We start from the raw sequence: 24,521 nt of genomic DNA on the forward strand, positions 1-24,521 counted from the left end.
CATTCTGTAAGAATTACCTCGGATCCAGCGCCTGCTCAATGCGTTTCCTCAAGTCAGCCATGTGGTATTTGCTTACCTGATCTGCTGAACCAGTGGCAGCTGAGCTTAGCCACCCTTTAATCCTCTCCAAATGCCCCCTCGCCAGCGAAGGCACATCAGTCTGACCCAGATCAACCTTGCGGGTATCGAAAGCATAGCCAGCGCCATTGGGGATAGAGCGAACAGTCACATCACCCGGCTCCAGCAGCTTGATCAGCTCGTCAACATAAATCTTCTGCAGATTACGACGATTGACCGTGATGTTGCTGCGTGACCGAACCTCCGAAAAAATGCTGGCAGACAGATCGGTGAACAGATCATCCACGGAGTAGTTGTTGGGGCTCTGAGCGCTGGTTTCAATCAACCGCACCAGCCTGTCGCCTTCCAGCAGTCTTGTAACGCCGTACTCCTGCAGCGCCGACAGCGACTCCACGCCAGACTCCGGCTTGATTTTGTTCAGCACCGACTGATCCATCAGCCAGGTGGGCGTAGTAAACAGTTGTTTGCTCAGGAAGTTGATGGCGTCTTTTTGCAGCGCCTTTGGCACCACTTCGTACACAGGACCTTCCATGTCGTAGGTTTTCGGCGAATCGTAAATGCCACCAACGTTCTTGATCACATGGCCCATGTAGCGGCGGTACTGGCTCAGCACGTTCCTGTAAATTTCTTCCAGTTCCTTATAAGCCTCTCCATCCTCAGCGCTCCATTCAATGAGCGATGGCATCAGTCTTTTCAGGTTCTCAATGCCGTAGTCCGACGCTTTCATGGCATTGTCGCCCAGGTCTTCGGTTTGATAGCGTGGGTCATAAGGACTTATTTCCGTGCCAAACCACAGCCTGCGGTTTTTATAGGCTTCTTTAGTCCATGTGTTAAGCGTCGCCTTTGCCTGCTCCTCTGTTATGTCGTCGCCGAAGTAGCTGTAGCCCCACTTGATCGCCCAAATATCGTAGTCACCTATTCTGGGGAACAAATCCGTGACCCCATCACCAGGCTGTGCCACGTAGTTGAACCGGGCGTAATCCATGATGGAAGAGGTATGGCCGTTTTGCGCTACCCAATCTTTGTCTCTCAGTTTCTCAACCGGCGTGGCTGAGCTGGCTCCCATGTTGTGGCGGAGGCCCAGTGTGTGCCCCACCTCATGCGACGACACGAAACGAACCAGCTGCCCCATCAGCTCATCGGAAAACTCTTTCGACCGTGCATTTGGATCGACCGCCGCCGCTTGTATCATGTACCAGTTGCGCAGCAGGCGCATCACGTTGTGGTACCACCCGATATGGCTTTCGATAATTTCGCCCGTCCGTGGGTCGTGCACATTGGGGCCATAAGCATTCTGAATATCGGCGGCAAAATACCTGATCACAGAGTAGCGGGCGTCCTCCAGGCTCATTGTCGTGTCGTCTTCGGGCCAGTACTCTCCCCTGATGGCATTTTTCCACCCGGCAGCCTCAAAAGCAATATTCCAGTCGTCGACGCCCTGTTTAAGGAATGGCCGCCATTTCTCTGGCGTGGCAGGGTCGATGTAATAGACAATGGGCTTTTTTGGTTCAATTAGCTCGCCATTCTTCTGCCTGGCTGCATCGTCGGCATTTTTTGGTTCCAGTCTCCAGCGAACTGCGAAAATATCCTCATCGGCCTTTTGCGACTCCTCTTCAAACAGCGAGTACTGGTTGTAGAAATAACCAACCCTGTAATCGAATGGTCGCTTCCGCATAGGGTCGGAAGGCAGCAGTACAAACGAGGTGTTCAATTCAAGCGTGACCACTCCCACCCCCACCGAGGCCGGGAAATAGGTGGTGCGTGGCCCTGTCGACGGCCCCGACTCCCGCTTGGGTGGATTAACACCGAAGGTTTTAATGGTGCGAATTTCTGTATTGGTCGGGTAGGTCGAAATTCTTTCAATGAACGAGGCTTCCTTTTTGATGCTGGAGATATTGTACTCCTGCTTCGTTCTCGGGTCAACCGAAAAGGCTTGATTGTCGCCATCAAAAGTCGATGTCACATCAATTACATAGACAGAATCTTTCTTCAGTGCTTCTATTTTGAATGCGCCAATGATAGGCGCTGCATTGGAGTTGTCCACGGCACGAAACATGGGACTCAGGCTGTCGGGGCTCATCATCACATAGGTAATGGAGCGCAGCAGGATGTTGTCGTCGGGTCCTTTTTCCCACCTTACTACTTGCTCGTTTACCTCTTCACCACCAAACACATCGCCGCCAGCGGCAGTTTTTGTGTAGCGGGTAATCGCCATCAGCTCCTTGCCGAAAAGCGCCTCTGGAATTTCGAAGTAATACTTGTCTTTCTTCTGGTGAACAGTCATCAAACCTTTACTTGTGGTAAAAGTGCTGTCGATGAACTTTGCATAAGGCTTCGGGCCCTTGTCTTTGTCATCGTCCTTTTTGGCGGGCGCCACCTTTTCCGTGTCTTTGCCTTTGTTCTTTTTCTTGGATTTCTGAGCGTTAGCGGTGCCAAAACCAATAGCTAGCGCAGCTGCCAGCATGAGCGGAAGTAATCGTTTCATCTTGGGTTAATTAGATTAGTCTTATTTTGAAGGGCGGAAGATAGCGACAAAAGTCTTTTTGTCGTTACTATATTTTACTAAAAGGGGCCAGGAATTGTATCTTGGGTGCTGCAATCTCAGGGTTTTCTCAGGGTTTTCGGATGTTTCAAAGCCCTGGGTTCAACGCTAACAAAAGTCAGAAAAAGCTATGCGCATACCTTCAGGGCAAATGCAGGAAGTACTCTACCAGCTGTTTATCAAATACCAATTTTCAGAAGAAAAAGCCCTGATCCTGGCGAAGGCGCATACGGACAGCACGCTATCCGGTGTCAACTCGCATGGCATCAACCGGGTGCCCCTTTTCATCAACTATATAGAAAAAGGGCTGGTGAAAGTAGATGCCGAAGCCGAAAAAGCAGAAACTTTTGGCAGCATTGAAAGGTGGGATGGTCACTTTGGCTCTGGCGTCATTAATGCGACAAAGTGCACGAATCGGGCCATTGAGCTGGCCAAGCTACATGGCATGGGGCTGGTAGCGTTGCGCAACACCAATCACTGGATGCGAGGGGGCACCTACGGCTGGCAGGCTGCGGAAGCCGGTTGCATTTCTATTCTCTTTACCAATACGCAGCCCAACATGCCTCCCTGGGGCGGTAGAGACAGCCGAACAGGTAACAATCCCTTTGTCGTGTCCATACCACGACGGCAGGGGCACGTGGTGCTGGACATGGCCCTGTCGCAGTTTGCTTTTGGCAAAATCAACGACTACAAACTCAGAGGCGAGAAGCTACCGTTTCCCGGAGGCTGGGACGACAACGACGAGCTATCGAACGATCCGGAAAAAATTCTGGCAAAGGAACGTGGATTGCCCATAGGCTACTGGAAGGGATCTGCGATGTCTATGATCCTTGACATGCTGGCTACGCTGTTATCAGCAGGAGACTCCACCTACAGGGTAAGCCTGAGGGAGTATGAAACTGGTATTTCACAGGTGTTTCTGTGCATCTACCCTGAAGTATTCAACGACAAAAGTCTGCAGGAAAAACTCCTCAACGAAATCATCGACTACACGCACAATGTGGAACCTATGCAGCCGGGCAACAGCACCTTCTACCCTGGGGAACGGGCGTTGCAAACCAGGGCCAGCAATCTCAAAGATGGGATACCCGTCAGCGACGAAGTTTGGCAAACTGTGCTGGAGCTGCTGGGATAGACGTAGGCCAGTCTTTCCCTTTAAAAGAATATGGAAAAGCTTGACTTTTACCCGCTATTAAGTGAACTTATTATCTCATTCACTCATGCTAACGGGCTGAAAAACCTACTTTTGGATGAACAAACTGCTCTTGTTCGCTATTTTTTGTCTCTGCCCATTCGCTGTGGCTATGGCGCAGCTTTTCCCCCTAAAACAAAAACAGGTTAGCACCCGAATTGAACAACCCGGAAGAATTGAATTCGAAATTACCAACGCCAACTATCAGAACTACATCGTGACAGGATGCGAAAAAGAAGGCCTTTTCATTTGTCACAAAACAGAGCATAAAGATAAGGACGGTTACAATTGGGAGTTCATACGGCTCGACACCACACTAGGTACTGTTTGGCAAAAAGACATGCATTTGCCATTCGGCAGCCGCATTACCGACTACGACTACCAGCCGGGATTTATCAATTACCTGATCAGAGAAAAAGAATACAAGCAGGAGGAGTTGGTGTTGTTGAGAATCAACCTGGAAAATGGCGACACGTCCCGGTTCTACATCAATACGGTGATACCAATGGTTCCCACGCAATTTCATGTGGTGGGCAACACACTGTTAATGGGTGTGTACACTGACTACAAGCCATTTATTTTCAGGTATAACCTTATCGATAAATTACCACAGATCATTCCGGGCCTTTATAACGACTACGGCGAGATTCTTAGAATTACTACCGACGACAGGCTAAGGATTTTCACGGTGACCATGAGCGAGCGCATGCCAGATTTTCGAACGACGGTCTCTGTCAGGTCTTTTTCCGAGGGCGGCGACATGATGCGCAATATTCACCTGGAACCAGATGAATCGAAGAGCTTGCTAAACGGAGCACCCACCAACCCAGAGCTGGAACGCCAGTTTGTGGCCGGCACCTATGCACATCAACGACTAACCTATTCGAGCGGCCTTTATATCGCCAGGTTGAGCAACAGCAGCCAGCAGCGCATCGACTACTTCGACTACAGTGAACTTGATCACTTTTTTTCCTATTTGTCGACTGGAAGAGAAAGGCGCATCAGAGAGAGGGCCAACCAGAAAAAAGTCCTGGGCCAGCAACCACGATTCCACTATCGGCTACTCTTGCATGATATTATCCCAAATGGCAACTACTACACCGTCTTTGGTGAAGCCTACTACCCCAGCTACTCCTTCGGATACCACTACACCCATGCTGTGGTGATGACATTTGATCGCCTGGGCAATTTCCTCTGGGACAGCTCGTTCGAGATCAACGATGTCACCACCTTTGGAGCCAGAGACCTGGTGCACGTAGGCACCAAGGGCGACGAAACAGTCCTTTTATACCTTTACGACAATACCATCCGCTCAAAAGTGCTAAAGGAAGACAAAATCATTGAGGGCAAAACCTTCAACGACATCTCCCTGACCTTTGAAGATGATGAGTCGTGGGGTGGAAGAAATCAAGTAGGAAACTTGAGCAGGTGGTTTGGCACGACCTTTTACACTTATGGGATTCGGGACATTGAAAACCTGCATAGCGAAGAAGCAGCCTACTACCGGCAGGTGTTTTACATCAATAAAGTTGCTTACAGATAATTTGCTCATAGTTACCTGCCCGGGGGCACATTGAGTGAACACCCCATGAAGCCTCGCCAGATCAACCGGTTCCCGAACCAAAAGTATAGGTGTCAACAAGAGTAAAGAAATCACTGTAAAATGACTGAAAGAGGCCATATAAAGCTAAGAACAGCCACCATACAAGACCTCCCGCTCCTGCTGCACTGGGATGAACAACCACATGTAATCGCCTCCGACCCCGACGATGAATGGGGATGGGCAAGCGAGCTGAAGAAAACGCCTCCCTGGCGGGAGCAGCTCATTGCAGAGCTTGACGGCAGGCCCATAGGCTTTATTCAAATCATCGATCCTGAGAAGGAAGAATCTCATTATTGGGGCGATGTGCAACCCAACCTTCGGGCCATTGACATCTGGATTGGGGAGCCAACCGATTTGGGAAAAGGTTATGGCACCGACATGATGAAGCAGGCTATCAACCGCTGCTTCAATGACCCGGAGGTAACGGCCATTCTGATTGACCCGCTGGCCACCAATGTCGCTGCCATTCGATTTTATGAGCGACTCGGCTTTCGGTTTGTAGCGGAAAGAACCTTCGACACCAGCCACTGCAAGGTGTATCGGCTACCGAGGGAGCTCTGGCCAACAATATCCTGACCGGTGTCACAGCCAGGAATCATTTATCTCCTTGTTGTTTGATTTTCGTAACTATTGCTTTGATTTGCATTATCCGGTGCCCCAGGTTTGAACTATCTTTGCATCAGACAATTACCAACACACCTATCCTGCCAATGCATTCTATCTACCTCAAGAAAACCTCAGGGATCGAGTATTTTGATCTGCGGACTTTCACCGTCGCCTTTGTTATCATACTCCTCGTTGTTTCAAGTCGGATGGCCTATGCACAGGAGGCCGACAGCACAAATAGCGTTGGCCATTTGAGCGGCGCCGTAACCGCCACCAACAACGGCATTTCCCTCCTTCCGGCATTCTCCCTGGGTAAGCCGGCCTTCATTTTTGACATGAATGTGGGAAAAAAGCGATTAAGCTTTGAACCACAGCTCAGGTTTGCCATGACAGGCAGGCCATGGTCGTTCATCTTTTGGTGGAGATACAAAATAATTACCGGCGACAAATTCAAGCTGCATGTGGGAGCACATCCGGCATTCACCTTCCAGTTTGACGATTATCCGGTAAACGGGGTGCCTACTACCCTTATGATCAGCCGACAATTTGCTGCAGGCGAAATTGTGCCACGATACACCATCAACAAGAAAGTTACTGTCGGGCTATACTATTTGCAGGCACACGGCTTTCAGTCTGAGGGAACTCAGAATACCTATTTCTTTGCTACTCAGGCCAGTTTCTCAGAAGTAAGGCTTGGGCCTAAACTTTTGTTCGGCGCCAGTCCGCAGCTCTATTACCTGCAAATGGACGACAAACGGGGCTACTATGCCAGCTCCACCTTCAGTCTGGCGCTGAACAATTTCCCCTTGTCACTTCAATCGATCATGAGCAGATCGATCGACACCGAGCTGGCTGGCAAAGACTTTATTTGGAATATTAGCTTGATTTACACTTTTGCCAAAGAATATGCTGAGAAACATTAGACATGTTGATATGATGAAAAAAGCTCAGTCTGTTCGAATTTTGTAATCTGCGAACCATGGAAAATTCAGAGAGTTTAGAAGAGTTTTATCGCCGCAAGTTTGAATGGCTGCCTGAGAACATCCGGAAGGATATCGGGCATTTCAATATGTTCGACCTCGAGCCTTTCGTGGCAGGCAAAGCAACGGCTATCCCCTACCGCAGGCGGGATTTCTATAAGATCATGTTGGTGAAGGGAAGCAGCAGGGTGCATTATGCCGACAAAGTGGTGGAGGTAAAAAAGCAGGCGCTGTCGTTCTCCAACCCAAAAATACCCTATAAATGGGAGCATCTCGACAAGCTAGGTGGTGGAGTGTACTGCATTTTCAATCCCACCTTTTTTACTCAGTTCGGTCAATTTGCGCATTATGAGGTATTTCAACCCAACAGCGACCACATTTTTGAGCTAACAGATGAGCAAGCTGAGCAGGTCAGCGGTGTGTTTGAACGAATCCGCAGTGAGTTCAACTCCGACTATAAGTACAAATACGATGCGATAAGAAACCTGATCTTCGAGCTGCTGCACTTTGCCTTGAAGCTTCAACCCACATCGCAAATAGACGTACAACCGCTCAATGCTTCCAACAGAATCTCGATGTTGTTCACTGAGCTGCTGGAGCGCCAGTTCCCTATCGACGATTCTCACTTGTCGATTAGCCTGCGTACTGCCTCCGAATTTGCCGATCAGCTCAACGTGCATGTGAACCACCTCAATCGGGCAGTGAAAGAAACCACGCAGAAAACCACTTCACAAGTCATTGCCGACCGGCTCCTACAGGAAGCAATGGTGCTACTGAGGCATAGCGCCTGGAGTGTTTCCGAGATCGCCTTTTCGTTAGGCTTCAAAGAAGTAACGCACTTCAACAACTTCTTCAAGAAGCATACGGAGACCAGTCCGCTGAAATTCAGGAAGGTTTGAATTTCATAATTTATCGAAATTCAATTCGCTGAGGCTCTGTACTCCTGCGGGGTCACCCCTACTTGCTGCTTGAATACCCTGGTGAAGTGCTGGGGGTACTTAAATCCCAGCTCGTAAGCGATTTCACTGACCGACTTGTTAGGGTCGAAGATTTTCTCCTTGGCCACATCGATTAATTTCAGTTGAATGAATTCGTGAGCGGATTTACCAGTCTCCTTTTTGATGAGGTCGCCGAAGTAGTTGGGAGAAAGGTTAAGCTCCATGGCGCAGTGAGCCACCGATGGCAAACCCACTTCCGCAGCCTTTTTGTTAGAAAAGAAATCATTCAGCAGTTTTTCAAACTTCTCCAGTATGCCTCTGTGCACGTGATCTCTGGTGATAAACTGCCGGTCGTAGAACCGAACACAATAGTTGAGCAGTAACTCGATATTCGTGCTTATAAGCTTTTTGCTGTGCTTGTCCACGGCATGTTCCAGTTCATCCTTAACTTTTGCAAAACTATCCAGCACCAACTGCCGCTCCCGCTCTGAAATGTGGAGCGCCTCACTTACCTGATAGCTGAAGAAAGTGTAATCATCGATGTGTCGTCCTAGTGAGGTTCCTTTGACCAGATCAGGATGGAAGACTACTCCATAGCCTTTGGGCTGATAAAGTTCCTCACCACCATCGGCACCAAACACCTGACCAGGGCCAATAAACACCAGTGTTCCTTCCTGATAATCGTACGTATTTTTGCCGTACCGCATGTCTCCACATTCCACATCCTTCAGCAACACCAGGTAGAACCCAAAATAGGTTCTTCTCAACCGCCTGGGCGATGCCTTTGAGAAGTCTATCACACTGACCAGTGGATGTAGCGTCTCATGATTATTGAAAGCATTGTACTGGCTGATGGTCTCAAATTTTGCGATCTCCTCCATGGCATTTCTTATTTCCGGTTAAATGTACTGCGTTCCACCATTGATTCCTTCCCCGGAAATTCGAATCAGTGGATTTGGTAGGTAAACCAGTAATCTGTATAAGCCCAACTCAAAAATACCGAATCATCTTTGCAAAGTAAGTTCATGGCCAGAGGTCAAACCTGCCTTTAATACTCAGCACCAACGGCGCCCTGGACAATCTCAGACAGCACAACAAAACAATTTCTACAATGCAAAAATTAATTTTCGGATTACTCATCACCCTCCTTGGCGTACAGTTCTCTTTTGCACAGGATCCCACCACTGAAAAGCAACTTAAGGAGCTTTCACAATTGAAATGGCAGTGGATGGCCGACAAGAACGTGGATAAGCTGGCGGTGCTTTTTGACGACAGGGCCAAGTTTGTTCACATGAGCGGCTCCTGGAAGAAGGCGAGAGAGCTTGAGATCATTGAAACCGGAAGCATCTGGTACAAGAAGGCCACGGTGCACGATGTTGCAGTGGAGGTTTTTGGTAACACGGCTATCGTGTGGAGCAGAATTACACTTGATGCCGTAGTTCGCACCAACGAGGTATCGACTGAATTTACCGTGACCGAAATCTTTCAGAAACAAAGTAGCGACTGGAAACTCCTCGACCTGACCTTCAGCAGCGTGCGGGATACCCATGAAATAGAAAAGTAAGAGGCATAGGTATATTGGCTGGAACGTAAAATCTTACTTATCAATAATATGAAAAAGACATTTCTTGGACTGATAATGCTTCTAATAGGTGCGCAATGCTCCTTGGCTCAAAACACTCCTGCCGAACAGGAAGTCATTGACCTATCGAAAGACAAATGGCAATGGATGGCCGACAAAAATGCGGACAAGCTGGCAGCCCTGTTTGATGAAAAGGCAGTTTTCGTTCATATGGGTGGAAGCTGGGGAACGGAGCAGGAGCTTAACATCATCAAAAGTGGCGGCATTTGGTACAAGCAAGCCGATATTCATGAGGTATCCGTGAAGATCATCGACAATACCGCTATCCTGCTTAACAGGATCACCCTGATAGCCGTGGTAGGAGGCAATGAAGTGACCAACCCCTTCATGGTGACTGAGGTGTATGTGAAGCAAAACGGCTCCTGGAAATTGGGCTCGCTATCGTTTACCAAATTGCTGACACCTGGGGACCGTTGATCCCCTCTGGCAACACAGCAGACCCAATCAGGATAATTTGGCGCAAGCAGCACCAGGTAAATAGCTACTGATTATCAAAGTGTTATATTGTTTGAAGGTTGTATTGAATTGTTTGGATTTCGTAACTTTAAAGAACTAGAAAACCCGATATTGTAATAAAACTTTAAAATCATGGCAGTATTCAATTTAAGCGTAAATGGAAAGAAGCAGCAGGTAGATGTTGACCCCGCCACCCCTATGCTTTGGGTGCTGAGGGATCACCTGAACCTGGTAGGTACTAAATTTGGCTGCGGCATTGCCCAGTGCGGTGCCTGCACCATTCATCTCGATGGCACGGCGATACGTTCCTGTCAAATGCCCGTATCTGCGGTCGCCGACAAGGCCATCACCACTATAGAAGGTTTATCAGAAGAGGGCGACCACCCGGTGCAAAAAGCCTGGCTGGAACACGATGTGCCGCAGTGCGGCTACTGCCAGGCAGGCCAAATCATGACGGCCTCAGCACTGCTCGCCAGCAATCCCAACCCAAGTGACGATGAAATCGAAGCAGCGATGAATGGCAATATCTGCCGTTGTGGTACTTACCTGAGAATCAAAGCAGCAGTAAAAACAGCCGCCGCAAACGCTTAATCCCATTCAACTCATCCGACTATGACACTCATTGCAAAAAAAATAGACAGACGCTCATTCATGAAGGTTTCTGCCCTCGCTGGCGGAGGCATGATGCTGAGCTTCAGCTGGCTGGCGGGTTGCAAACCAACCACCGAAGCTGAAGTGATGGAGCTACCCAAAGAATGGTTTGAGCTCAACAGCTACATCAAAATTGGTGACAACGGAGTGGTTACACTCATGTCGCCAAACCCTGAATTTGGCTCCAATGTAAAAACCTCGATGCCGATGATCCTCGCCGACGAACTCGGGGTAGATTGGAAAAACGTCATCGTAGAGCAGGCCAACTTCTACCCCGAACGCTTCGACCGCCAGTTTACAGGTGGTAGCCAGGGCATTCGCCAGGGCTGGAAACCACTGAGAACGGCGGGCGCCACTGCCCGTGAAATGTTGATCAAAGCAGCCGCACAAACCTGGAGCGTGCCGGCAGAAGAGATCACCGCCGGAGCGGGCACCCTTGAACACAAGGCGAGTGGCAAGAAAGCCGGTTATGGCGAAATGGCTTCTCTCGCAGCTACTTTGGAGGTGCCTGAAGAGGTGAAACTGAAAGATATCAAGGACTTTAACCTGATCGGTGTTTCGCAGAAAAATGTGGACGGCAAAAAAATTGTCACTGGCAAGCCTTTGTTTGCCATGGACCATTATCCCGCCAATGCGCTGGTGGCCATGGTGGTTCACCCGCCTGCTTTCGGTATGAAAGTGAAATCACTGGATGAGTCATCGGTGAAGGGCATGCCTGGCATCAAAGACGTCTTTGTGTTCGAACCGGTGAAAGAAGACTACGACAGGAATTTCTTTGACGTGAACTCTTTTTCTAACCTCGTTGCTATCGTGGGAAATTCTACCTGGGAAGTGATGCAAGCCAAAAAGGCCATCAAGGTCGAATGGGAAATAACCGCTGACAGTTCATTTTCAATGGCAGGGTTTGGAGGCAACAAAATGACGGTGAAAGTACCCGGCGGTGTCGAAAGCACAGAAGGACACAAAGCCGCCATGGAAGCCATGGCCAAAGGGAAAGTGAACCTCCTCAGAAAAGACGGCGACCCTGAAGGGGCATTTAAAAAAGCTGCCAAGGTGCTTGAGCGTACTTACACGGCCCCCTATCTGGCACACAACTGCATGGAGCCGATGAACTGCTTTGCAGACGTGAGAGCCGACGGTGCTACTTTGTACGGGCCTATCCAGGCACCCGAATTGATCAGAAATACGATTTCCGCCCGATTGGGACTCGACAAAGAAAAGGTGCAGATCAACCTCGCCCGAATGGGTGGTGGCTTTGGACAAAGGGCCTACGGACACCACATGGTGGAAGCCGCTGTTATCTCTCAGAAGGTAGGAGCACCTGTAAAATTGCAGTACAACCGTGAGGACGACATGACCTACGGCATCTATCGCCCTACGTACAGCGCCACCTATCGTGCAGGCCTCGACGAAAACAATAATCTCATTGCTTTCCACGTGAACGGCGGTGGAGTGCCTGAGAGTCCGGTACATGCCAACCGGTTCCCTGCCGGAGCGGTAGACAACTATCTCGCCGAAGGCTGGTCAGTAGAGTCCAATATTACCATCGGGGCTTTCCGTGCGCCTCGTTCCAACTTTATTGCGGGAGCCGAGCAGTCGTTTATCGACGAGCTGGCGGAGCTGGCAGGCAAAGATCCCATCGACTTCCGACTGGAGCTGCTGGAGCGTGCCAAGACCAATCCTGTAGGCGAAAGAAACGACTACGAAGCCGACCGCTATGCGGGTGTGCTGAAGCTGGTAAGGGAGAAATCCAAGTGGGACGAACCCAAGTCTGGTGTGAACCGGGGTGTTTCCGCCTACTTCTGCCATAACTCTTATGTGGCCGAGGTGATTGATGTGGTGATAGAAAACAATGCACCTGTCTTCAAAAACGTATACGCTGCAGTGGATTGCGGCATTGTGGTGAACCCCGATGCTGCTGCCAATATGGGCGAAGGTGCCATTGTGGATGGTATTGGCAATGCGCTGTTCGGTGAAATGGATTTTGTTGATGGTGTGCCGCAGAAGAACAACTTCCATCAGTACCGCATGATCCGGCAGAAGGAAGCACCAAGGCATGTGGAAGTGCATTTCGTGAAAAACGATATCGATCCGACCGGCCTGGGAGAGCCCTTGTTCCCTCCTACCTTCGCTGCCGTAGCCAACGCCATGCACAAAGCCACCGGCAAGCGATTCTACAACCAGCCCTTCATGAAGGAGATGGATGTGTCGAGATCGAGGATCTAGTATTGATTAGCTCGGTAAAACAGGCTTCGGGGTGTTAATCTCGGAGCCTTTTTTCTTATCCTTTTAAAACGGAAGGTATTGCCAGCGAAATATCTGATAGTAGAAGAGGTATGCAGCTTAAAATCAAAAAAATACTTATGGATCGTTTCGCTCTGCAGTTTGTGGACAATGTAGCTTGTAGTCGGACAATCTTGAAAAAATTGTAAATTAGCGAATGACTCAGCGGGTTTACATTGACACGTCAGTTGTTGGAGGGATTTATGATAGTGAGTTTGACATTTTTACAAAAATGTTCTTTGACAAGGCTTTCCGTGGTGAGATTGTGTTAATAATATCAGACCTTCTTGAGGAAGAATTGATTAATGCTCCCACCAACATTAAAACTTTCTTCAAAACACTTCCTGCCAAACAGTTAGAGTACATCCAACTGACAAAGGATGCAATTAAACTCGCAGAACTTTATATAGCAGAGAAGGTTGTTGGGGAGACAAGTCGGGCGGATTGTCGGCATATTGCCCTTGCCACAATAAACAAAGCTGATGTGCTGGTCAGTTGGAATTTTAAACACATTGTCAACTTAAAGAGAATAAGAGGTTACAACTCTATCAATTTGAGAGAAGGCTTGCATACGCTCGAAATACGGTCGCCTAAAGAATTAATGGAATATGAAAACTAAAGCAAAAAAAGAAAAGAAATTTGACGCTGTTAAGTTCATGAGGGAGCAGCGTGACAGAGTTTCTGAGGCAATAAAGGGAATGACTCCAGAACAGGAACTGGCATACTTTCGGAAAAAATCTGAGGAATTTAGGAAGACTAAGTGAAAAAATGACACTCATTCACTCCCTAACCCTTCCGCCTAACAACTAGTGTGACTTGTGGTATACCCCTCTCCCGCAAGTTTAGCGTAGCTTATGGATACAAACCCTTCATGCTTTCAGCTTGCCCACCTGCCGAACCACAAACACATTGGCGGGTTTACTCGGTAAAAACAGGCTTCGGGGTGTATACTTCGGGGCTTTTTTTTGTTGCGGCAAACGGGCTGAACCCCTAATAACACAAACGCAATTAACCCCTCAGATCACATGCTAACGCCGATTTATTAATTTCACCAAATCTTCCCTTTACGAACCTTGCGCTGATAGCCAGCATTCAGCACGAAAAAACAACCGCCGTATGACCAAACCAGATACGCTTCCCACCATAGCATTTAAAACCTCCGAAGCGTTTGAGAACTGGGTCGCAGAGAATCATGAAACTTCCAGGGGGCTTTGGCTTAAAATATTCAAGAAAGGTTCAGTACAACAGACCGTCAGTTATGCAGAAGCGCTTGATGTGGCGCTTTGTTATGGATGGATTGATGGTCAAAAGAATTCATTTGATGAAGAAGCCTGGCTGCAGAAGTTTTGCCCCCGGACAGCAAAAAGCATTTGGTCCAAGATAAATATCGGGCATATTGAAAGACTGACCAATGAAGGCAGAATGAAACCCGCAGGATTCGAAGCAGTAGAAAAAGCCAAAGCAGACGGCCGGTGGGAAAAGGCATACGATCCGTCCAGTCAGATGACCATCCCCGAAGACTTTCTAAAAGAACTAAGCAAAAACAGGAAAGCCGAAGCAAATTTTAAGAACCTCAACAAGACCAGTCTCTTCTTTATTGGATTTCGGCTTCAGACTGCCAAAAAGCCGGAGACAAGAGAAAAGCGCATGAAAGAGATCATTGACATGCTGGCTAAGGGCGAGAAATTCCGTTAACCCTCATTATCCTCCCCCAATGATCTTCGTTTGCAACCAGAATGCCTGGGAATACGCTTTGAGCGCATCATCCGTCCACCAACAAAAGATTGCCAATCCGGCCATTATTGGGTATCTTAAAGGCTATTCTAACTACCCATCAAATGGCTACTATAAAGACCTCTCTCAACAGGCGTTCCTTCTTAAAAACTTCTGCACTAGCAGGTGGCGGCCTCATGCTTAGCTTTAGTTGGCTGGCAGGATGCAAGCCTTCGCCGGAACGGGCGCTAAGTCTCCCCGACGAATGGCTTGACCTCAATGGCTTTATCAAAATCGCCAACAACGGACTGGTCACCATCATGTCGCCCAACCCCGAAGGAGGTCAAAATATCAAAACAGCCTTCCCGATGATTGTCGCCGACGAACTGGATGTCGACTGGAAGAATGTAGTCGTAGAGCAGGCGCCGCTGGACACAGAGAAATACACACGGCAGTTTATAGGTGGCAGCCAGGCCATCCGCCAGGGCTGGAAAAGCCTTCGCATGGCCGGAGCAACAGCGAGGTACGTACTGAAAGAAGCTGCCGCCAAAGCCTGGGGAGTTCCCTCTGGTGAAATTATCACTGAGGCTGGATTGATCTACCACAAAGCCAGCGGCAAACAGGCTGGCTACGGCGAGATGGCCGCTGCGGCAGTGTCGATTCCCGTGCCTGAAGAAGTGGCGCTCAAGGCGCAAAAAGACTTTAAGATCATTGGCACCTCCCGCAAAAATGTGGATGCGAAAAAGATCGTGACCGGCCAGCCATTGTTTGGCATCGACCACAAAAAAGAGGGCATGCTCATCGCCATGGTGGTGCATCCGCCTGCATTTGGTTTGAAATTAAAATCAGTGGATGATAGTGCTGCCAGGGCTATGCCCGGCATCGTCGACGTGTTTCCCATCAAAAACATGCAGGACAACTACCAGCGTCAGTTTTTTGACACCTGCGCCTTTACAGAACTGGTGGCCGTAGTAGGCAAGTCTACCTGGGAAGTGATGAATGCCAGAAAGGCCCTTAAAGTGGAATGGGAGCCCTTCTCCGATTATTCCGAAACCAGAGACAATGGAACGAGGCTTTTCCCGGCCGGACTCGAAAACAGTGCTGGCCACAGGGAGCAAATGGCAAAAAAAGCCGGCAAAACGGTGAAAGTGCTCCGCAAAGACGGCGATCCGGAAAAAGCCTTTAAAAACGCTGCCAAAGTAATCGAGCGCACCTACACAGCCCCCTTTCTGGCACACAACTGCATGGAACCCATGAACTTCTTTGCTGACGTAACTGCGGACGGAGCAACTTTGGTCGGGCCTCTTCAGAAGCCTGAATTTACTGAAAAGACGGTGTCGGCACGACTGGGCATTCCTCTCGAAAAGATTGATATCCAAATGACCCGACTGGGTGGCGGGTTCGGACGCCGGTCGTACGCCCACTGGCTGGTGGAAGCTGCCGTCATCTCCGATAAAGTAAAAGCACCGGTAAAGCTCGTCTACAGCCGGGAAGACGACATGACCTCAGGCATCTACCGTCCCACCTACCAGGCGACCTATCGGGCCGCCCTGGATGCTGAGAACAACCTGATCGGCTTCCATGTGAACGGTGGTGGCATTCCCGAAAGCTGCATCTATGCCAACCGCTTTCCGGCTGGTGCTGTCGACAATTACCTGGCAGAAGACTGGGTGCTCGATTCCAATATTACCACCGGATCCTTCCGGGCACCCCGCTCCAACTTTATTGCTGCCGCAGAGCAGTCGTTCCTCGACGAAGTAGCCGAAGCAGCAGGGAAAGACCCCATCGATTTCCGACTGGAGCTGTTGGAACGAGCAAAGAACACCCCGGTCGGCGACAACAATGACTATGATGCTGAGCGGTATGCTGGTGTGCTCCAACTGGCGAAAGAAAAATCGAACTGGGGTGAGAAAAAGGCAGGCGTGCACCGGGGTGTTTCTGCTTACTTCTGCCACAACAGTTACGCTGCCAATGTGTTAGACCTGGTGTTTGAGAATGGCAATGCCCGGGTAGAGAAAGTCACCTGTGCCATCGATTGTGGCATAGTCGTAAATCCTGATGCAGCCGCTAATCTGGCCGAGGGAGCCACAGTGGACGGCGTCGGCACGGCGATGTTCGGTGCCTTTACCTTTAAAGACGGCGTTCCGGAAAAGACCAACTTCGACAAGTACCGGATGATCCGCACGAAAGAAGCACCCAAAGTCATCGACGTGCATTTCGTCAAGAATGACATTGACCCAACTGGCATGGGAGAACCGGCCTACCCCCCTGTTTTCGCTGCATTGGCCAATGCGCTTTACCAGGCCACTGGCAAACGCATGTACGATCAGCCATTTGCGCCTGCGCTGGAGGAGTTGTCGAGGTCGAGGATTTAATATTGTTTGATTTTCGTAGCTGTTTATTTGTTTTTCATTACTCAAACAGCCTCCATGACCCTACCTTTGATTTGTTAAACGTAATAAACGCAAACAATCATGAGTAGTCCTTTGCCAACACGCACCCTCGGAAAAAACGGTCTGGAAGTATCTGCCCTTGGCCTTGGTTGCATGGGTATGAGTTTTGGTCTTGGTCCAGCCGGCGAGAAAAGCGAAATGATCAAAGTAATTCGGTCTGCTGTAGAGCAGGGTGTCACTTTCTTTGATACTGCGGAGGTATACGGGCCCTACACAAATGAAAGTCTTGTGGGGGAAGCTCTTCAACCTTTTAGGAACAAGGTAATTATTGCTACCAAGTTTGGCTTCAATATCGTCGACGGAAAGATGGCTGGTGTCAATAGCCGCCCTGAAAATATAAAGAAGGCGGTTGAAGCATCACTCAAGCGACTGCGGATAGACTCAATAGATTTGCTTTACCAGCACAGGGTAGACCCCAATGTACCCATTGAAGATGTAGCCGGAACCGTAAAGGACCTTATCCGGGAGGGAAAGGCGAAACACTTCGGCCTCTCAGAAGCCGGAGCCGCCACGATCAGGAAAGCACATGCCGTTCAACCAGTTGCTGCCCTTCAAAGCGAGTACTCACTCTGGACAAGGCAGCATGAAAAGGAAATCATTCCCACCATTGAAGAATTAGGGATAGGGCTTGTGGCGTTCAGTCCATTGGGCAAAGGCTTCCTGACGGGCAAAATTGATGAAAACACGAAGTTTGGCGAAGGTGATATTCGCAGTATGCTGCCAAGATACGCCGAAGAAGCACGAACGGCTAACAAAGCACTGTTGGACATGATTGCAATGTTTGCTGAGCGAAAAAATGCTACCAATGCCCAAATTGCTCTGGCCTGGGTACTGGCACAAAAACCATGGATCGTGCCCATTCCCGGCACCACCAAAATCCACCGCTTGACGGAAAACATTGGCGCCGCCACTATTAAGCTAACAGCTGACGAGTTGAAGGAAATGGAAGCAGCTTCGGCACAGATTGAAATCGTGGGTAACCGGTACACCGAGGCAATGGAAAAGGCGACGGGGTTGTAAAACACGAGACTTTGCGAAAAGCAGCAATAAAGGCAAAAGTTGCACAAAAAATTTAGTCAGCCGCAATCACCAACCGACATCTGACGTATTACCCCTTCAAACATGATGGATGTCCTGTTTTCTCAGCATCGCTTTTGCGATTTTTGATAAAATTGTCTGCGCATGAGCAACAAGACGCCCCTTACCATTATCAGAGCAATTCACACCTTCATTTGGGGATTTTTCAATGTTGTGATTTTCTACATGCTCTACGCAGTCATCACCAATAGAATTGACAAATGGCTATGGATCGGTTTTGCACTGGTGGCGTTGGAGGGCATCACGTTATTAGTCTTTAAGTGGGTTTGCCCACTGACCATTGCCGCCAGAAAGTACTCCTCCTCCACAGCCGACAATTTTGATATTTTCTTGCCAAATTGGCTGGCCAGGCACACCAAACTGATCTACACTTCCATAGTGTTTTTCATTGCAATTCTGACCTTGATTCGGTTGTTGTCGATTTGAAGGCTTGTCAAACTATTTCGTCGCAGCTAATGGCTTCACCCACTCCTTCTTTTCAAAATCCCATACCCTGACCACCTTGGCCGGGTTGCCTACAGCCACTGAATAAGGCGGAATATCTGTCATGACCACTGAGTTGGCACCAATACGGCAATATTTGCCAAGCACCAACGGTTCTCCGTTCTTTTTACCCATAATTACGGTGCCTGTGCCTACGAAAGCATCCTCTTCCAGTATAACAGGAGCCTTTTGTGAGGGCTGAAAATGATGCGGCAGGTCAGGATCAATGCCATGATGCATGCCAAGGATGCGCACATATTGCGAGAGCCCCACATGTTTGTGCATCGTTACTGGCCCTATGATCACGCAGCCAAGTCCGGTATGTACCTCATCCCCCATCACTATGTCTCCCATACCGTTGTTGATCAGCACTCCCTTTTCAATACGGGAGTACTTGCCCATGCTGAACTTGTTGAAAGGAACCAGGTCGAGACGGGAGCCCCAGCTGATGCCTCTTTTAAAATAGCGGGGAAAGATCAGCCATAGCCAGATATACCATCGCACCCTGGCACTGTAGGGCTTGCGCTGGAAAATGAGCTGAAGCACAAGCTGCTTAAGCTTCGGGCTGCTTCTGATCTTTTCTTTGAGAGACATTTCCTTTTGGTTGTTTTTCGAGAGCAAACCTGATAAGCGTCCCAAACTGCCTTGCCCGGTGTGTCCATGTATTTTTTGAAGCCACGAGTGCCCGGTGCTTTTGTTTTTCTTCATCATCGGAAGCGTAGGCTTTCAACACTTTGTCCGCAAAGTCTTCCGGTGTCAAACCCATCTCAACCACTTCACCGAGGCTGTCCAGCACTTCGGGATTAAAGTTGGTGCTTACCACCGGCTTGCCTGCTGCGAGGTACTCAAAAAGCTTCAGCGGGTAAATTCCCTGGCTCACCTCGTCACATTTGAATGGTATAATGGCCACATCAAACCGAGCCATCACCGAAGGGGCCTCCTCGTGATCGCATGAACCTGTAAAGTGTATCCTGGGGTGATCAAAAACTTTTTCTGGTACATATCCCGGCTCTACGGGGCCTGCCAGCACAAGGTTCCAGTCGCTCAATACCTCCAGCGCATCATGCAACAAATCAAAGTCCGTTCTCCGCTCTATGTTCCCCAGGTAGCCCATCACCTTGCCCTCTATACCAGCAAGACTCTTGTGATACGTTCCTTTGATGGCCAATGCTTTGTTGAAAAGCTTATAGTTAGCTGCATTAGGCACCAGGAAACTATTCTCAATTCCCTGATCTGCAAATTTCTTTTGAAGAGCTGGCGCAGTTGAAATCACCATGTCCGATTGTTCCACGGCTATTTGCTCGAGATAAGGGCCATGGCGCAGCGTAAATGACTTCACCATTGGGTCAATGCAGTGATAGACACTCAGCGCAGGTTTTATGGCCAGCTTGTTTTTAAGTCCAGGGAAATAGAAGTCGAAGGAGTTGATGTAAACCAACGATTCAATATGGCTTTGCTTTAAAAACCGGTTGATCCTCCTGGCCACCAAGCCGTGATTCAGACCAGAGAATAAATTGTAGATAATCCCCCTGGGGAGAAAGTTAATAGGCCAAACAAAGGGAGGAAGGAGCACCTTCACTCCCTCTTTTTCGATCACAGGTTTTTTGAAGTAAGCCAAAATCCTTTTGCGAATCTCCGGTTTGTGGAACCCCTTAAGCAGCTCAGTAAATGTAAAAGGATGATCGACCAGAATCAGATTATTGTCCAATGCCAACTCTCTCGAAATTTGCCAGGTCGTCGACGTATATCGTTCATCGTGCCGGGGAAGGGAAAGCACCAGTATGTTAGTATTTGCAAGTCTGGTCATCAGGATGCCATTTGGTTAACCGGCTGTCTCGTCTCCAGGCCTTTCCGAAGCTCCACCGCTAAATCCGGGTGACGATCGTACTGATGTACTACGGCCAGCGGTTGTCCGGTAAGGTTCTCAATTCTTCCATTAGATACCGAAAATTCTGTTAAATCCGAAAAGTGAAGAGTAGCGATCGATCCTGATCCGTTGGCTTCCAAGTGTCTGGTAAGCCCACGCAGGCGATAGTAAAACAAGCGAATATGAATGGCCTGATCGGCACCAAGCATATCGATAATCTTCGGAAGGTTTTCATAGGTCTCTTCCAGCATTTCTTCAATATACTGATTGATGGCCCGGCGAGAGCCATAGGTTACCCCAGCACAAGCCACATTTTTATCGGCCATTTGCTCGAAAATAGCATCAGAGTACGTTCTCCTGATCCACTTCTCGTTCATCTCACTTTCACTGTTGGCCACTGGCTCAATACCTGTCACTATCGCATCGCTTTGAAGGGTTGCAAATGGATCGTATTGAAAAATGATATCCCGCACATCGGCAATCATCACTTGCTCATGAGGAAGCTGCGACAAGAGCTGCTTGATCAGGAAAAATCTTTTGACCATAAACTGTGTTAGCGGTGAGGTTAATGCCTCAATTCTCGTCCTTCTTAGTGGGTCCCGTTCCCATTTTGCTGACAGGTACTGCGCATATTTTTGCTGCAGCGAGGGCATCTTGCTAAGTACCTTGGCTATTACCTTGCCTGTAAAATTCTCCTTGAAAGGAATGAAATGAACGCCTTGAATATGACTACAGTCTGCCTCAAGTTGAGGGATGTTTTTGCCCGCAAACATGTAAATATCAGTGTCAGGTATGAACTTTTTGCAGCTCAGAACAAAGTGTTTAATATGTTCAAAGCCATAGCCAACCCCAAAAGTGATTATTGCCTTTCTCATCATCTTACGATTTGGTGACGAAATCATCGGTAGTATGCTTTAATTTTTTAGGTCCGAAAGCGTATTCAATTAGCTTTCCTGACTCATTCTGAATTCTTTTTATAAACGCATTGAACAGCGTGCCGTCCTTAAGAAGTCTCCTCGAACTCGTCCACATCCTGGCTTTGCTATTGCGCACCAGCTTCAGCTTTCCAATCTCTCCAAGCTTCCGGCCCATCCTGCCATCTTCTCCAAAAACAACGAAGTTGGCACTCGACTCATCGTTGTCAAACACCCGGGTCACAGGCATTTCGAAGCCTTTCACAGCCAGCCCCTGCTCTATGCGGAACCCAAAGTTGGCACCACGCACATTCAAAAACTCCCTTCTAATGCGTCTGTATTCGAAAAGAATTTCTGCCAAAAGTTCATAAAAGCCGAGCTGGACACGGCCAGCCTTACCAAAGGGTAGGAAGCTGTAGTTGGCATACACACAGGTAATTTTCTCATTGTCCATGAGTGGCTTTACCAGGGTCTCGACCCAGTGCGGAGGGTACAACGAATCGCCATCCCCGCAAAGCTGGTACTTGCCTGTAGACGCTCTCAGTCCCGCCAGCCTGGCATGAGCGATGCCTTGTTTCGTTTCAAGTAATGACCTCACTCCCAGCCTGTCTAGTAATGCCTGAGTGCTATCAGTCGAGTTATTGTTAACGATGATCAATTCAGTTGGGTATTTCAGCTCCATGGCCGAAAAGGAAGAAAGCGTTCTTAGCAGGTTTTTCTCCTCATTCCAAACTGGAATTACGACTGAAACAACAGGTTGGTTTGCATGGAACTTCGACAAACCAGCTTTGATTCTGTCAAGCTCAGAGGCCGAAGCCTGCTTCCAGTCGCCATCTTTGAAATTATGTTTTCTCACCCAGCCGGGCACATTGAATCGTGAGCTCATGAGTATCTTAGATTATTAAATTTGTAACCAATTTTTTGGGAGTAGATAGGCGACTGAAAATTCCAACCAATGCCTGCTAAATGAGCCTTGATATTGCCCCACTGCTTCTTCAAAGCATAGGAAACCAGGCTTTTTGGTGTGGCCACCAAAAGAAAATATATCCAGAACAAGGTCAGGTAGAAAGACCTTGAGTTACGGCGCATGAACAAAATCCTGTTTCTGCTCATAAAATAACTTTTCAGCTCACTGATTGGACCCACGGTTTGCGACTCCTTGTGAAACAGCATCGATTGGGTGTCAACAGCGATCTTAAATCCATGTTTCTTGATCATCTCGGCCCAGTCGTGCTCTTCATAGTAGAGAAAGTATGTCTCCGGCATCATGCCAACTGCTTCCACAACTCGCTTAGGAATCATCATAGCCGCCCCGTGAGGAAAGCTTGTGTAACTCAATCCTTCGTCATCTGCTGCTGCCGTTGCTGTCAGGCATTCGTTGCGACAGGTTACTTTGTTGAATGGAGTGAAACCAGCATACTGCATTACATCGGGGGTGTCGAAATAATAAAGCAAGGGGCACAACACGCCAATAGCCGGGTTGCTCTTCATCATCGAAACGAGTCTGGGTAAGATATCGGCCTTGAATTCAGTATCGTTATTGATAAAAAAGAAATAGTCTCCTTTTGCTTTTCTGATGCCAAGGTTGTTACCACCGGCAAAGCCGAGGTTGATGTCGCTTCTTACAAACGTGATCCATGGGTGCTGAGCCTTCAACAACGGGCCCGGGTTCTCCCGGGACCCATTGTCTACCACCACCATCTGAATGTCTTTCATCCCCAGCTTTTCAATGCTCCGAAGTAGTTCCAGGGTGACTTTAGTATTGTTATAATTAACTGTGATGATCGATACCATACTTATACTGCTAATTTTCTTTGCGCTTTTTCCCACACGGCCGACTGCTTACCATTTATTAGTCGCCATAGGCCCCGGAAAACAGAAACATTCATGATGGTGAAGTACAAGGGTATGTACAGAATCTTCAGCCTTGTTTTTCGCTTTTCAAGTAGGTAACCCACAGCCGCCATTACATAAAATGCTATCTGGGCAACGAAGAGGATCGTGCCTGGCAAGTAGCCCTGAAGAGCCAGCATGAAGCTGGTGACGAGAAGAAGCGGCAACATCAGCGGAGCGAGTGTCCAGCGAAGTGCCCGGTGCGATACATACTGAAAGGTCAATACAGGGTTGGGGAAAGGATTAAGTAGTCCGCTCATGCGCACTACTGCCTGAAGTCCTCCGGCGGCGATTCTCACCTTCCGCTTTATTTCTTCGGTAATAGAAAGGGAAGCCGTTTCAAGAGCATATGACTGTGCCTCATATACTACCCGATGCCCTTTAGCGGCTATTCCCATTGTGAGTACAAAATCTTCGATAAGGGTGTCGGCCGGCACGGGCTCATAAAGGGAAGTTCTCACAGCAAAAAGCTCACCTGCAGCCCCAACCACTGAGTGCAGCTCTGAATCCCATTGTTTGAGCTTTGATTCATATTTCCAGTAGATGCCTTCACCAGCGGCTGAAGCATCGTCGGCGTTGGTTTGTTCAATCCTTTTTTCTCCGGCCACTGCCCCCACCGATGGGTCAGCGAAATGGCGAACCATGTTGGAAACTGCCTCTTTGTTGAGCAGTGTATTGGCGTCGGTGAAAATGGTGATAGGCGACGCAATGCTTTTCATTACCCTTTCAACAGCAGCCAGCTTTCCTTTGCGTTCGGGTCTGTGCTCCAGGGTAATGGCTGGGTATTTCGTAATAATCTCGTTGGTCTTATCTGTACTGCCGTCAGTGACAAAAAGAAACTTGATCTTATCAGACGGGTAGCTAAGGCTCAGGGAATTCCTGATTTTGTCTTCCACACAGTCCTGCTCGTTGTACGCAGCAACTAACATGGTTACTTCTGGCCACTCGATGGTAGAGAATTCCTTTCTTGGAGAGAAAAGTCGCTTGAATTTTACAAGCACAAAAAGCACCAACCCATAGCCGAGGTAGCTGTAGAAGAGAATACTAAAAGCGACAATACTGAGAATGATAAGGATTTCCATTTCTGATCTTTTCCACCAAATTAGTGGGTGATCAGTGGTTGGGGCCT

Annotated in this window: 23 protein-coding genes; 15 read left to right on the plus strand and 8 right to left on the minus strand. The window is 48.6% G+C overall.

Features of this window, described 5'->3' with window-relative positions; genetic code table 11:
* Window positions 1-13 precede the first annotated feature (13 nt).
* Window positions 14-2,563: a zinc-dependent metalloprotease gene (locus AAC052_RS14015; protein ID WP_339813992.1), complete on the minus strand. Its 2,550-nt coding sequence runs from the start codon at window positions 2,561-2,563 to the stop codon at window positions 14-16.
* A gap of 187 nt (window positions 2,564-2,750) precedes the next feature.
* On the opposite strand from AAC052_RS14015, the gene yiaK reads away from it, so the two are divergent.
* The 5 genes from yiaK to AAC052_RS14040 all read left to right on the plus strand — a co-directional run bounded on the left by yiaK (window position 2,751) and on the right by AAC052_RS14040 (window position 7,900).
* Window positions 2,751-3,755: a 3-dehydro-L-gulonate 2-dehydrogenase gene (yiaK, locus tag AAC052_RS14020; protein WP_339813994.1), complete on the plus strand. Its 1,005-nt coding sequence runs from the start codon at window positions 2,751-2,753 to the stop codon at window positions 3,753-3,755.
* Between the two features lie 115 nt (window positions 3,756-3,870).
* Entirely contained in the window at window positions 3,871-5,355 is a 1,485-nt protein-coding gene (locus AAC052_RS14025) for a hypothetical protein (RefSeq protein ID WP_339813995.1), read from the plus strand.
* 120 nt (window positions 5,356-5,475) lie between these two features.
* On the plus strand, window positions 5,476-5,991 hold the full coding sequence (locus AAC052_RS14030; RefSeq protein WP_339813997.1) for a GNAT family N-acetyltransferase: 516 nt from the start codon (window positions 5,476-5,478) through the stop codon (window positions 5,989-5,991).
* 134 nt (window positions 5,992-6,125) lie between these two features.
* Complete coding sequence (locus AAC052_RS14035) at window positions 6,126-6,944, plus strand: hypothetical protein (protein WP_317487120.1); 819 nt, start codon at window positions 6,126-6,128, stop codon at window positions 6,942-6,944.
* 56 nt (window positions 6,945-7,000) lie between these two features.
* On the plus strand, window positions 7,001-7,900 hold the full coding sequence (locus AAC052_RS14040) for a helix-turn-helix transcriptional regulator (protein WP_339813998.1): 900 nt from the start codon (window positions 7,001-7,003) through the stop codon (window positions 7,898-7,900).
* Window positions 7,901-7,920: 20 nt separating this feature from the next.
* On the opposite strand, the gene AAC052_RS14045 is transcribed toward AAC052_RS14040, so the two are convergent.
* A complete protein-coding gene (locus tag AAC052_RS14045) occupies window positions 7,921-8,820 on the minus strand; it encodes a helix-turn-helix transcriptional regulator (protein WP_339814000.1) in 900 nt (299 codons plus the stop codon).
* 230 nt (window positions 8,821-9,050) lie between these two features.
* Here AAC052_RS14045 and AAC052_RS14050 point away from each other — a divergent pair, with 230 nt between their 5' ends.
* From AAC052_RS14050 to AAC052_RS14095, 10 genes are all read left to right on the plus strand, one after another.
* Entirely contained in the window at window positions 9,051-9,503 is a 453-nt protein-coding gene (locus AAC052_RS14050) for a nuclear transport factor 2 family protein (RefSeq protein WP_317487127.1), read from the plus strand.
* Window positions 9,504-9,551: 48 nt separating this feature from the next.
* A complete protein-coding gene (locus AAC052_RS14055) occupies window positions 9,552-9,998 on the plus strand; it encodes a nuclear transport factor 2 family protein (protein ID WP_339814002.1) in 447 nt (148 codons plus the stop codon).
* Between the two features lie 171 nt (window positions 9,999-10,169).
* Window positions 10,170-10,628 carry a (2Fe-2S)-binding protein gene (locus AAC052_RS14060; protein WP_151997541.1) on the plus strand — a complete coding sequence of 153 codons (459 nt, stop codon included), beginning with the start codon at window positions 10,170-10,172 and terminating at the stop codon, window positions 10,626-10,628.
* Window positions 10,629-10,649: 21 nt separating this feature from the next.
* Window positions 10,650-12,914: a molybdopterin cofactor-binding domain-containing protein gene (locus AAC052_RS14065; protein ID WP_339814004.1), complete on the plus strand. Its 2,265-nt coding sequence runs from the start codon at window positions 10,650-10,652 to the stop codon at window positions 12,912-12,914.
* A gap of 214 nt (window positions 12,915-13,128) precedes the next feature.
* The gene (locus AAC052_RS14070) at window positions 13,129-13,590 is read left to right on the plus strand and encodes a hypothetical protein (RefSeq protein ID WP_317487131.1); all 462 of its coding nucleotides are present in this window, start codon (window positions 13,129-13,131) and stop codon (window positions 13,588-13,590) included.
* Window positions 13,580-13,735 carry a hypothetical protein gene (locus AAC052_RS14075; protein ID WP_317487132.1) on the plus strand — a complete coding sequence of 52 codons (156 nt, stop codon included), beginning with the start codon at window positions 13,580-13,582 and terminating at the stop codon, window positions 13,733-13,735. Before AAC052_RS14070 ends, AAC052_RS14075 begins: the two co-directional genes overlap by 11 nt.
* A 352-nt stretch (window positions 13,736-14,087) precedes the next feature.
* Complete coding sequence (locus AAC052_RS14080; protein WP_317487133.1) at window positions 14,088-14,666, plus strand: YdeI/OmpD-associated family protein; 579 nt, start codon at window positions 14,088-14,090, stop codon at window positions 14,664-14,666.
* Between the two features lie 143 nt (window positions 14,667-14,809).
* A complete protein-coding gene (locus AAC052_RS14085; protein WP_339814005.1) occupies window positions 14,810-17,059 on the plus strand; it encodes a molybdopterin cofactor-binding domain-containing protein in 2,250 nt (749 codons plus the stop codon).
* A gap of 111 nt (window positions 17,060-17,170) precedes the next feature.
* Window positions 17,171-18,157, plus strand: coding sequence for an aldo/keto reductase (locus tag AAC052_RS14090; RefSeq protein WP_339814260.1), 987 nt, complete (start codon window positions 17,171-17,173; stop codon window positions 18,155-18,157).
* Between the two features lie 162 nt (window positions 18,158-18,319).
* A complete protein-coding gene (locus AAC052_RS14095) occupies window positions 18,320-18,661 on the plus strand; it encodes a hypothetical protein (RefSeq protein ID WP_339814007.1) in 342 nt (113 codons plus the stop codon).
* Window positions 18,662-18,673: 12 nt separating this feature from the next.
* Here the strand turns inward: AAC052_RS14095 and AAC052_RS14100 are convergent, their stop codons facing one another.
* Genes AAC052_RS14100 through AAC052_RS14125 form a run of 6 tightly spaced genes read right to left on the minus strand, consistent with a single transcriptional unit; the run spans window position 18,674 to window position 24,474 of the window.
* Window positions 18,674-19,312, minus strand: coding sequence for an acyltransferase (locus AAC052_RS14100; protein WP_317487136.1), 639 nt, complete (start codon window positions 19,310-19,312; stop codon window positions 18,674-18,676).
* Window positions 19,272-20,525 (minus strand): glycosyltransferase, encoded by a 1,254-nt coding sequence (locus tag AAC052_RS14105; protein ID WP_339814009.1) that lies wholly within the window; start codon window positions 20,523-20,525, stop codon window positions 19,272-19,274. The genes AAC052_RS14100 and AAC052_RS14105 overlap by 41 nt, the downstream gene beginning before the upstream one ends.
* Window positions 20,525-21,463 carry a hypothetical protein gene (locus tag AAC052_RS14110; RefSeq protein ID WP_339814011.1) on the minus strand — a complete coding sequence of 313 codons (939 nt, stop codon included), beginning with the start codon at window positions 21,461-21,463 and terminating at the stop codon, window positions 20,525-20,527. Before AAC052_RS14110 ends, AAC052_RS14105 begins: the two co-directional genes overlap by 1 nt.
* Window position 21,464: 1 nt before the next feature.
* Window positions 21,465-22,385, minus strand: coding sequence for a glycosyltransferase family A protein (locus AAC052_RS14115; protein WP_317487139.1), 921 nt, complete (start codon window positions 22,383-22,385; stop codon window positions 21,465-21,467).
* Window positions 22,382-23,293, minus strand: coding sequence for a glycosyltransferase family 2 protein (locus tag AAC052_RS14120; protein ID WP_339814013.1), 912 nt, complete (start codon window positions 23,291-23,293; stop codon window positions 22,382-22,384). Before AAC052_RS14120 ends, AAC052_RS14115 begins: the two co-directional genes overlap by 4 nt.
* A 2-nt stretch (window positions 23,294-23,295) precedes the next feature.
* Window positions 23,296-24,474, minus strand: a complete 1,179-nt coding sequence (locus tag AAC052_RS14125; protein ID WP_339814015.1) for a glycosyltransferase family 2 protein — start codon at window positions 24,472-24,474, stop codon at window positions 23,296-23,298.
* Between the last annotated feature and the right edge of the window lie 47 nt (window positions 24,475-24,521).

The organism is uncultured Imperialibacter sp., from assembly GCF_963974565.1.
Taxonomy (GTDB): domain Bacteria; phylum Bacteroidota; class Bacteroidia; order Cytophagales; family Cyclobacteriaceae; genus Imperialibacter; species Imperialibacter roseus.

What these genes read in the sequence shown, in the direction of transcription:
- AAC052_RS14085 (WP_339814005.1), top strand. Translation starts at nt 14,810, where the DNA reads ATGGCTACTATAAAGACCTCTCTCAACAGGCGTTCCTTCTTAAAAACT.
- AAC052_RS14125 (WP_339814015.1), bottom strand. Translation starts at nt 24,474, where the DNA reads ATGGAAATCCTTATCATTCTCAGTATTGTCGCTTTTAGTATTCTCTTC.
- AAC052_RS14115 (WP_317487139.1), bottom strand. Translation starts at nt 22,385, where the DNA reads ATGAGCTCACGATTCAATGTGCCCGGCTGGGTGAGAAAACATAATTTC.
- AAC052_RS14105 (WP_339814009.1), bottom strand. Translation starts at nt 20,525, where the DNA reads ATGACCAGACTTGCAAATACTAACATACTGGTGCTTTCCCTTCCCCGG.
- AAC052_RS14120 (WP_339814013.1), bottom strand. Translation starts at nt 23,293, where the DNA reads ATGGTATCGATCATCACAGTTAATTATAACAATACTAAAGTCACCCTG.
- AAC052_RS14075 (WP_317487132.1), top strand. Translation starts at nt 13,580, where the DNA reads ATGAAAACTAAAGCAAAAAAAGAAAAGAAATTTGACGCTGTTAAGTTC.
- AAC052_RS14030 (WP_339813997.1), top strand. Translation starts at nt 5,476, where the DNA reads ATGACTGAAAGAGGCCATATAAAGCTAAGAACAGCCACCATACAAGAC.
- AAC052_RS14070 (WP_317487131.1), top strand. Translation starts at nt 13,129, where the DNA reads ATGACTCAGCGGGTTTACATTGACACGTCAGTTGTTGGAGGGATTTAT.
- yiaK (WP_339813994.1), top strand. Translation starts at nt 2,751, where the DNA reads ATGCGCATACCTTCAGGGCAAATGCAGGAAGTACTCTACCAGCTGTTT.
- AAC052_RS14045 (WP_339814000.1), bottom strand. Translation starts at nt 8,820, where the DNA reads ATGGAGGAGATCGCAAAATTTGAGACCATCAGCCAGTACAATGCTTTC.
- AAC052_RS14055 (WP_339814002.1), top strand. Translation starts at nt 9,552, where the DNA reads ATGAAAAAGACATTTCTTGGACTGATAATGCTTCTAATAGGTGCGCAA.
- AAC052_RS14080 (WP_317487133.1), top strand. Translation starts at nt 14,088, where the DNA reads ATGACCAAACCAGATACGCTTCCCACCATAGCATTTAAAACCTCCGAA.
- AAC052_RS14110 (WP_339814011.1), bottom strand. Translation starts at nt 21,463, where the DNA reads ATGATGAGAAAGGCAATAATCACTTTTGGGGTTGGCTATGGCTTTGAA.
- AAC052_RS14035 (WP_317487120.1), top strand. Translation starts at nt 6,126, where the DNA reads ATGCATTCTATCTACCTCAAGAAAACCTCAGGGATCGAGTATTTTGAT.
- AAC052_RS14100 (WP_317487136.1), bottom strand. Translation starts at nt 19,312, where the DNA reads ATGTCTCTCAAAGAAAAGATCAGAAGCAGCCCGAAGCTTAAGCAGCTT.
- AAC052_RS14065 (WP_339814004.1), top strand. Translation starts at nt 10,650, where the DNA reads ATGACACTCATTGCAAAAAAAATAGACAGACGCTCATTCATGAAGGTT.
- AAC052_RS14015 (WP_339813992.1), bottom strand. Translation starts at nt 2,563, where the DNA reads ATGAAACGATTACTTCCGCTCATGCTGGCAGCTGCGCTAGCTATTGGT.
- AAC052_RS14025 (WP_339813995.1), top strand. Translation starts at nt 3,871, where the DNA reads ATGAACAAACTGCTCTTGTTCGCTATTTTTTGTCTCTGCCCATTCGCT.
- AAC052_RS14050 (WP_317487127.1), top strand. Translation starts at nt 9,051, where the DNA reads ATGCAAAAATTAATTTTCGGATTACTCATCACCCTCCTTGGCGTACAG.
- AAC052_RS14060 (WP_151997541.1), top strand. Translation starts at nt 10,170, where the DNA reads ATGGCAGTATTCAATTTAAGCGTAAATGGAAAGAAGCAGCAGGTAGAT.
- AAC052_RS14040 (WP_339813998.1), top strand. Translation starts at nt 7,001, where the DNA reads ATGGAAAATTCAGAGAGTTTAGAAGAGTTTTATCGCCGCAAGTTTGAA.
- AAC052_RS14095 (WP_339814007.1), top strand. Translation starts at nt 18,320, where the DNA reads ATGAGCAACAAGACGCCCCTTACCATTATCAGAGCAATTCACACCTTC.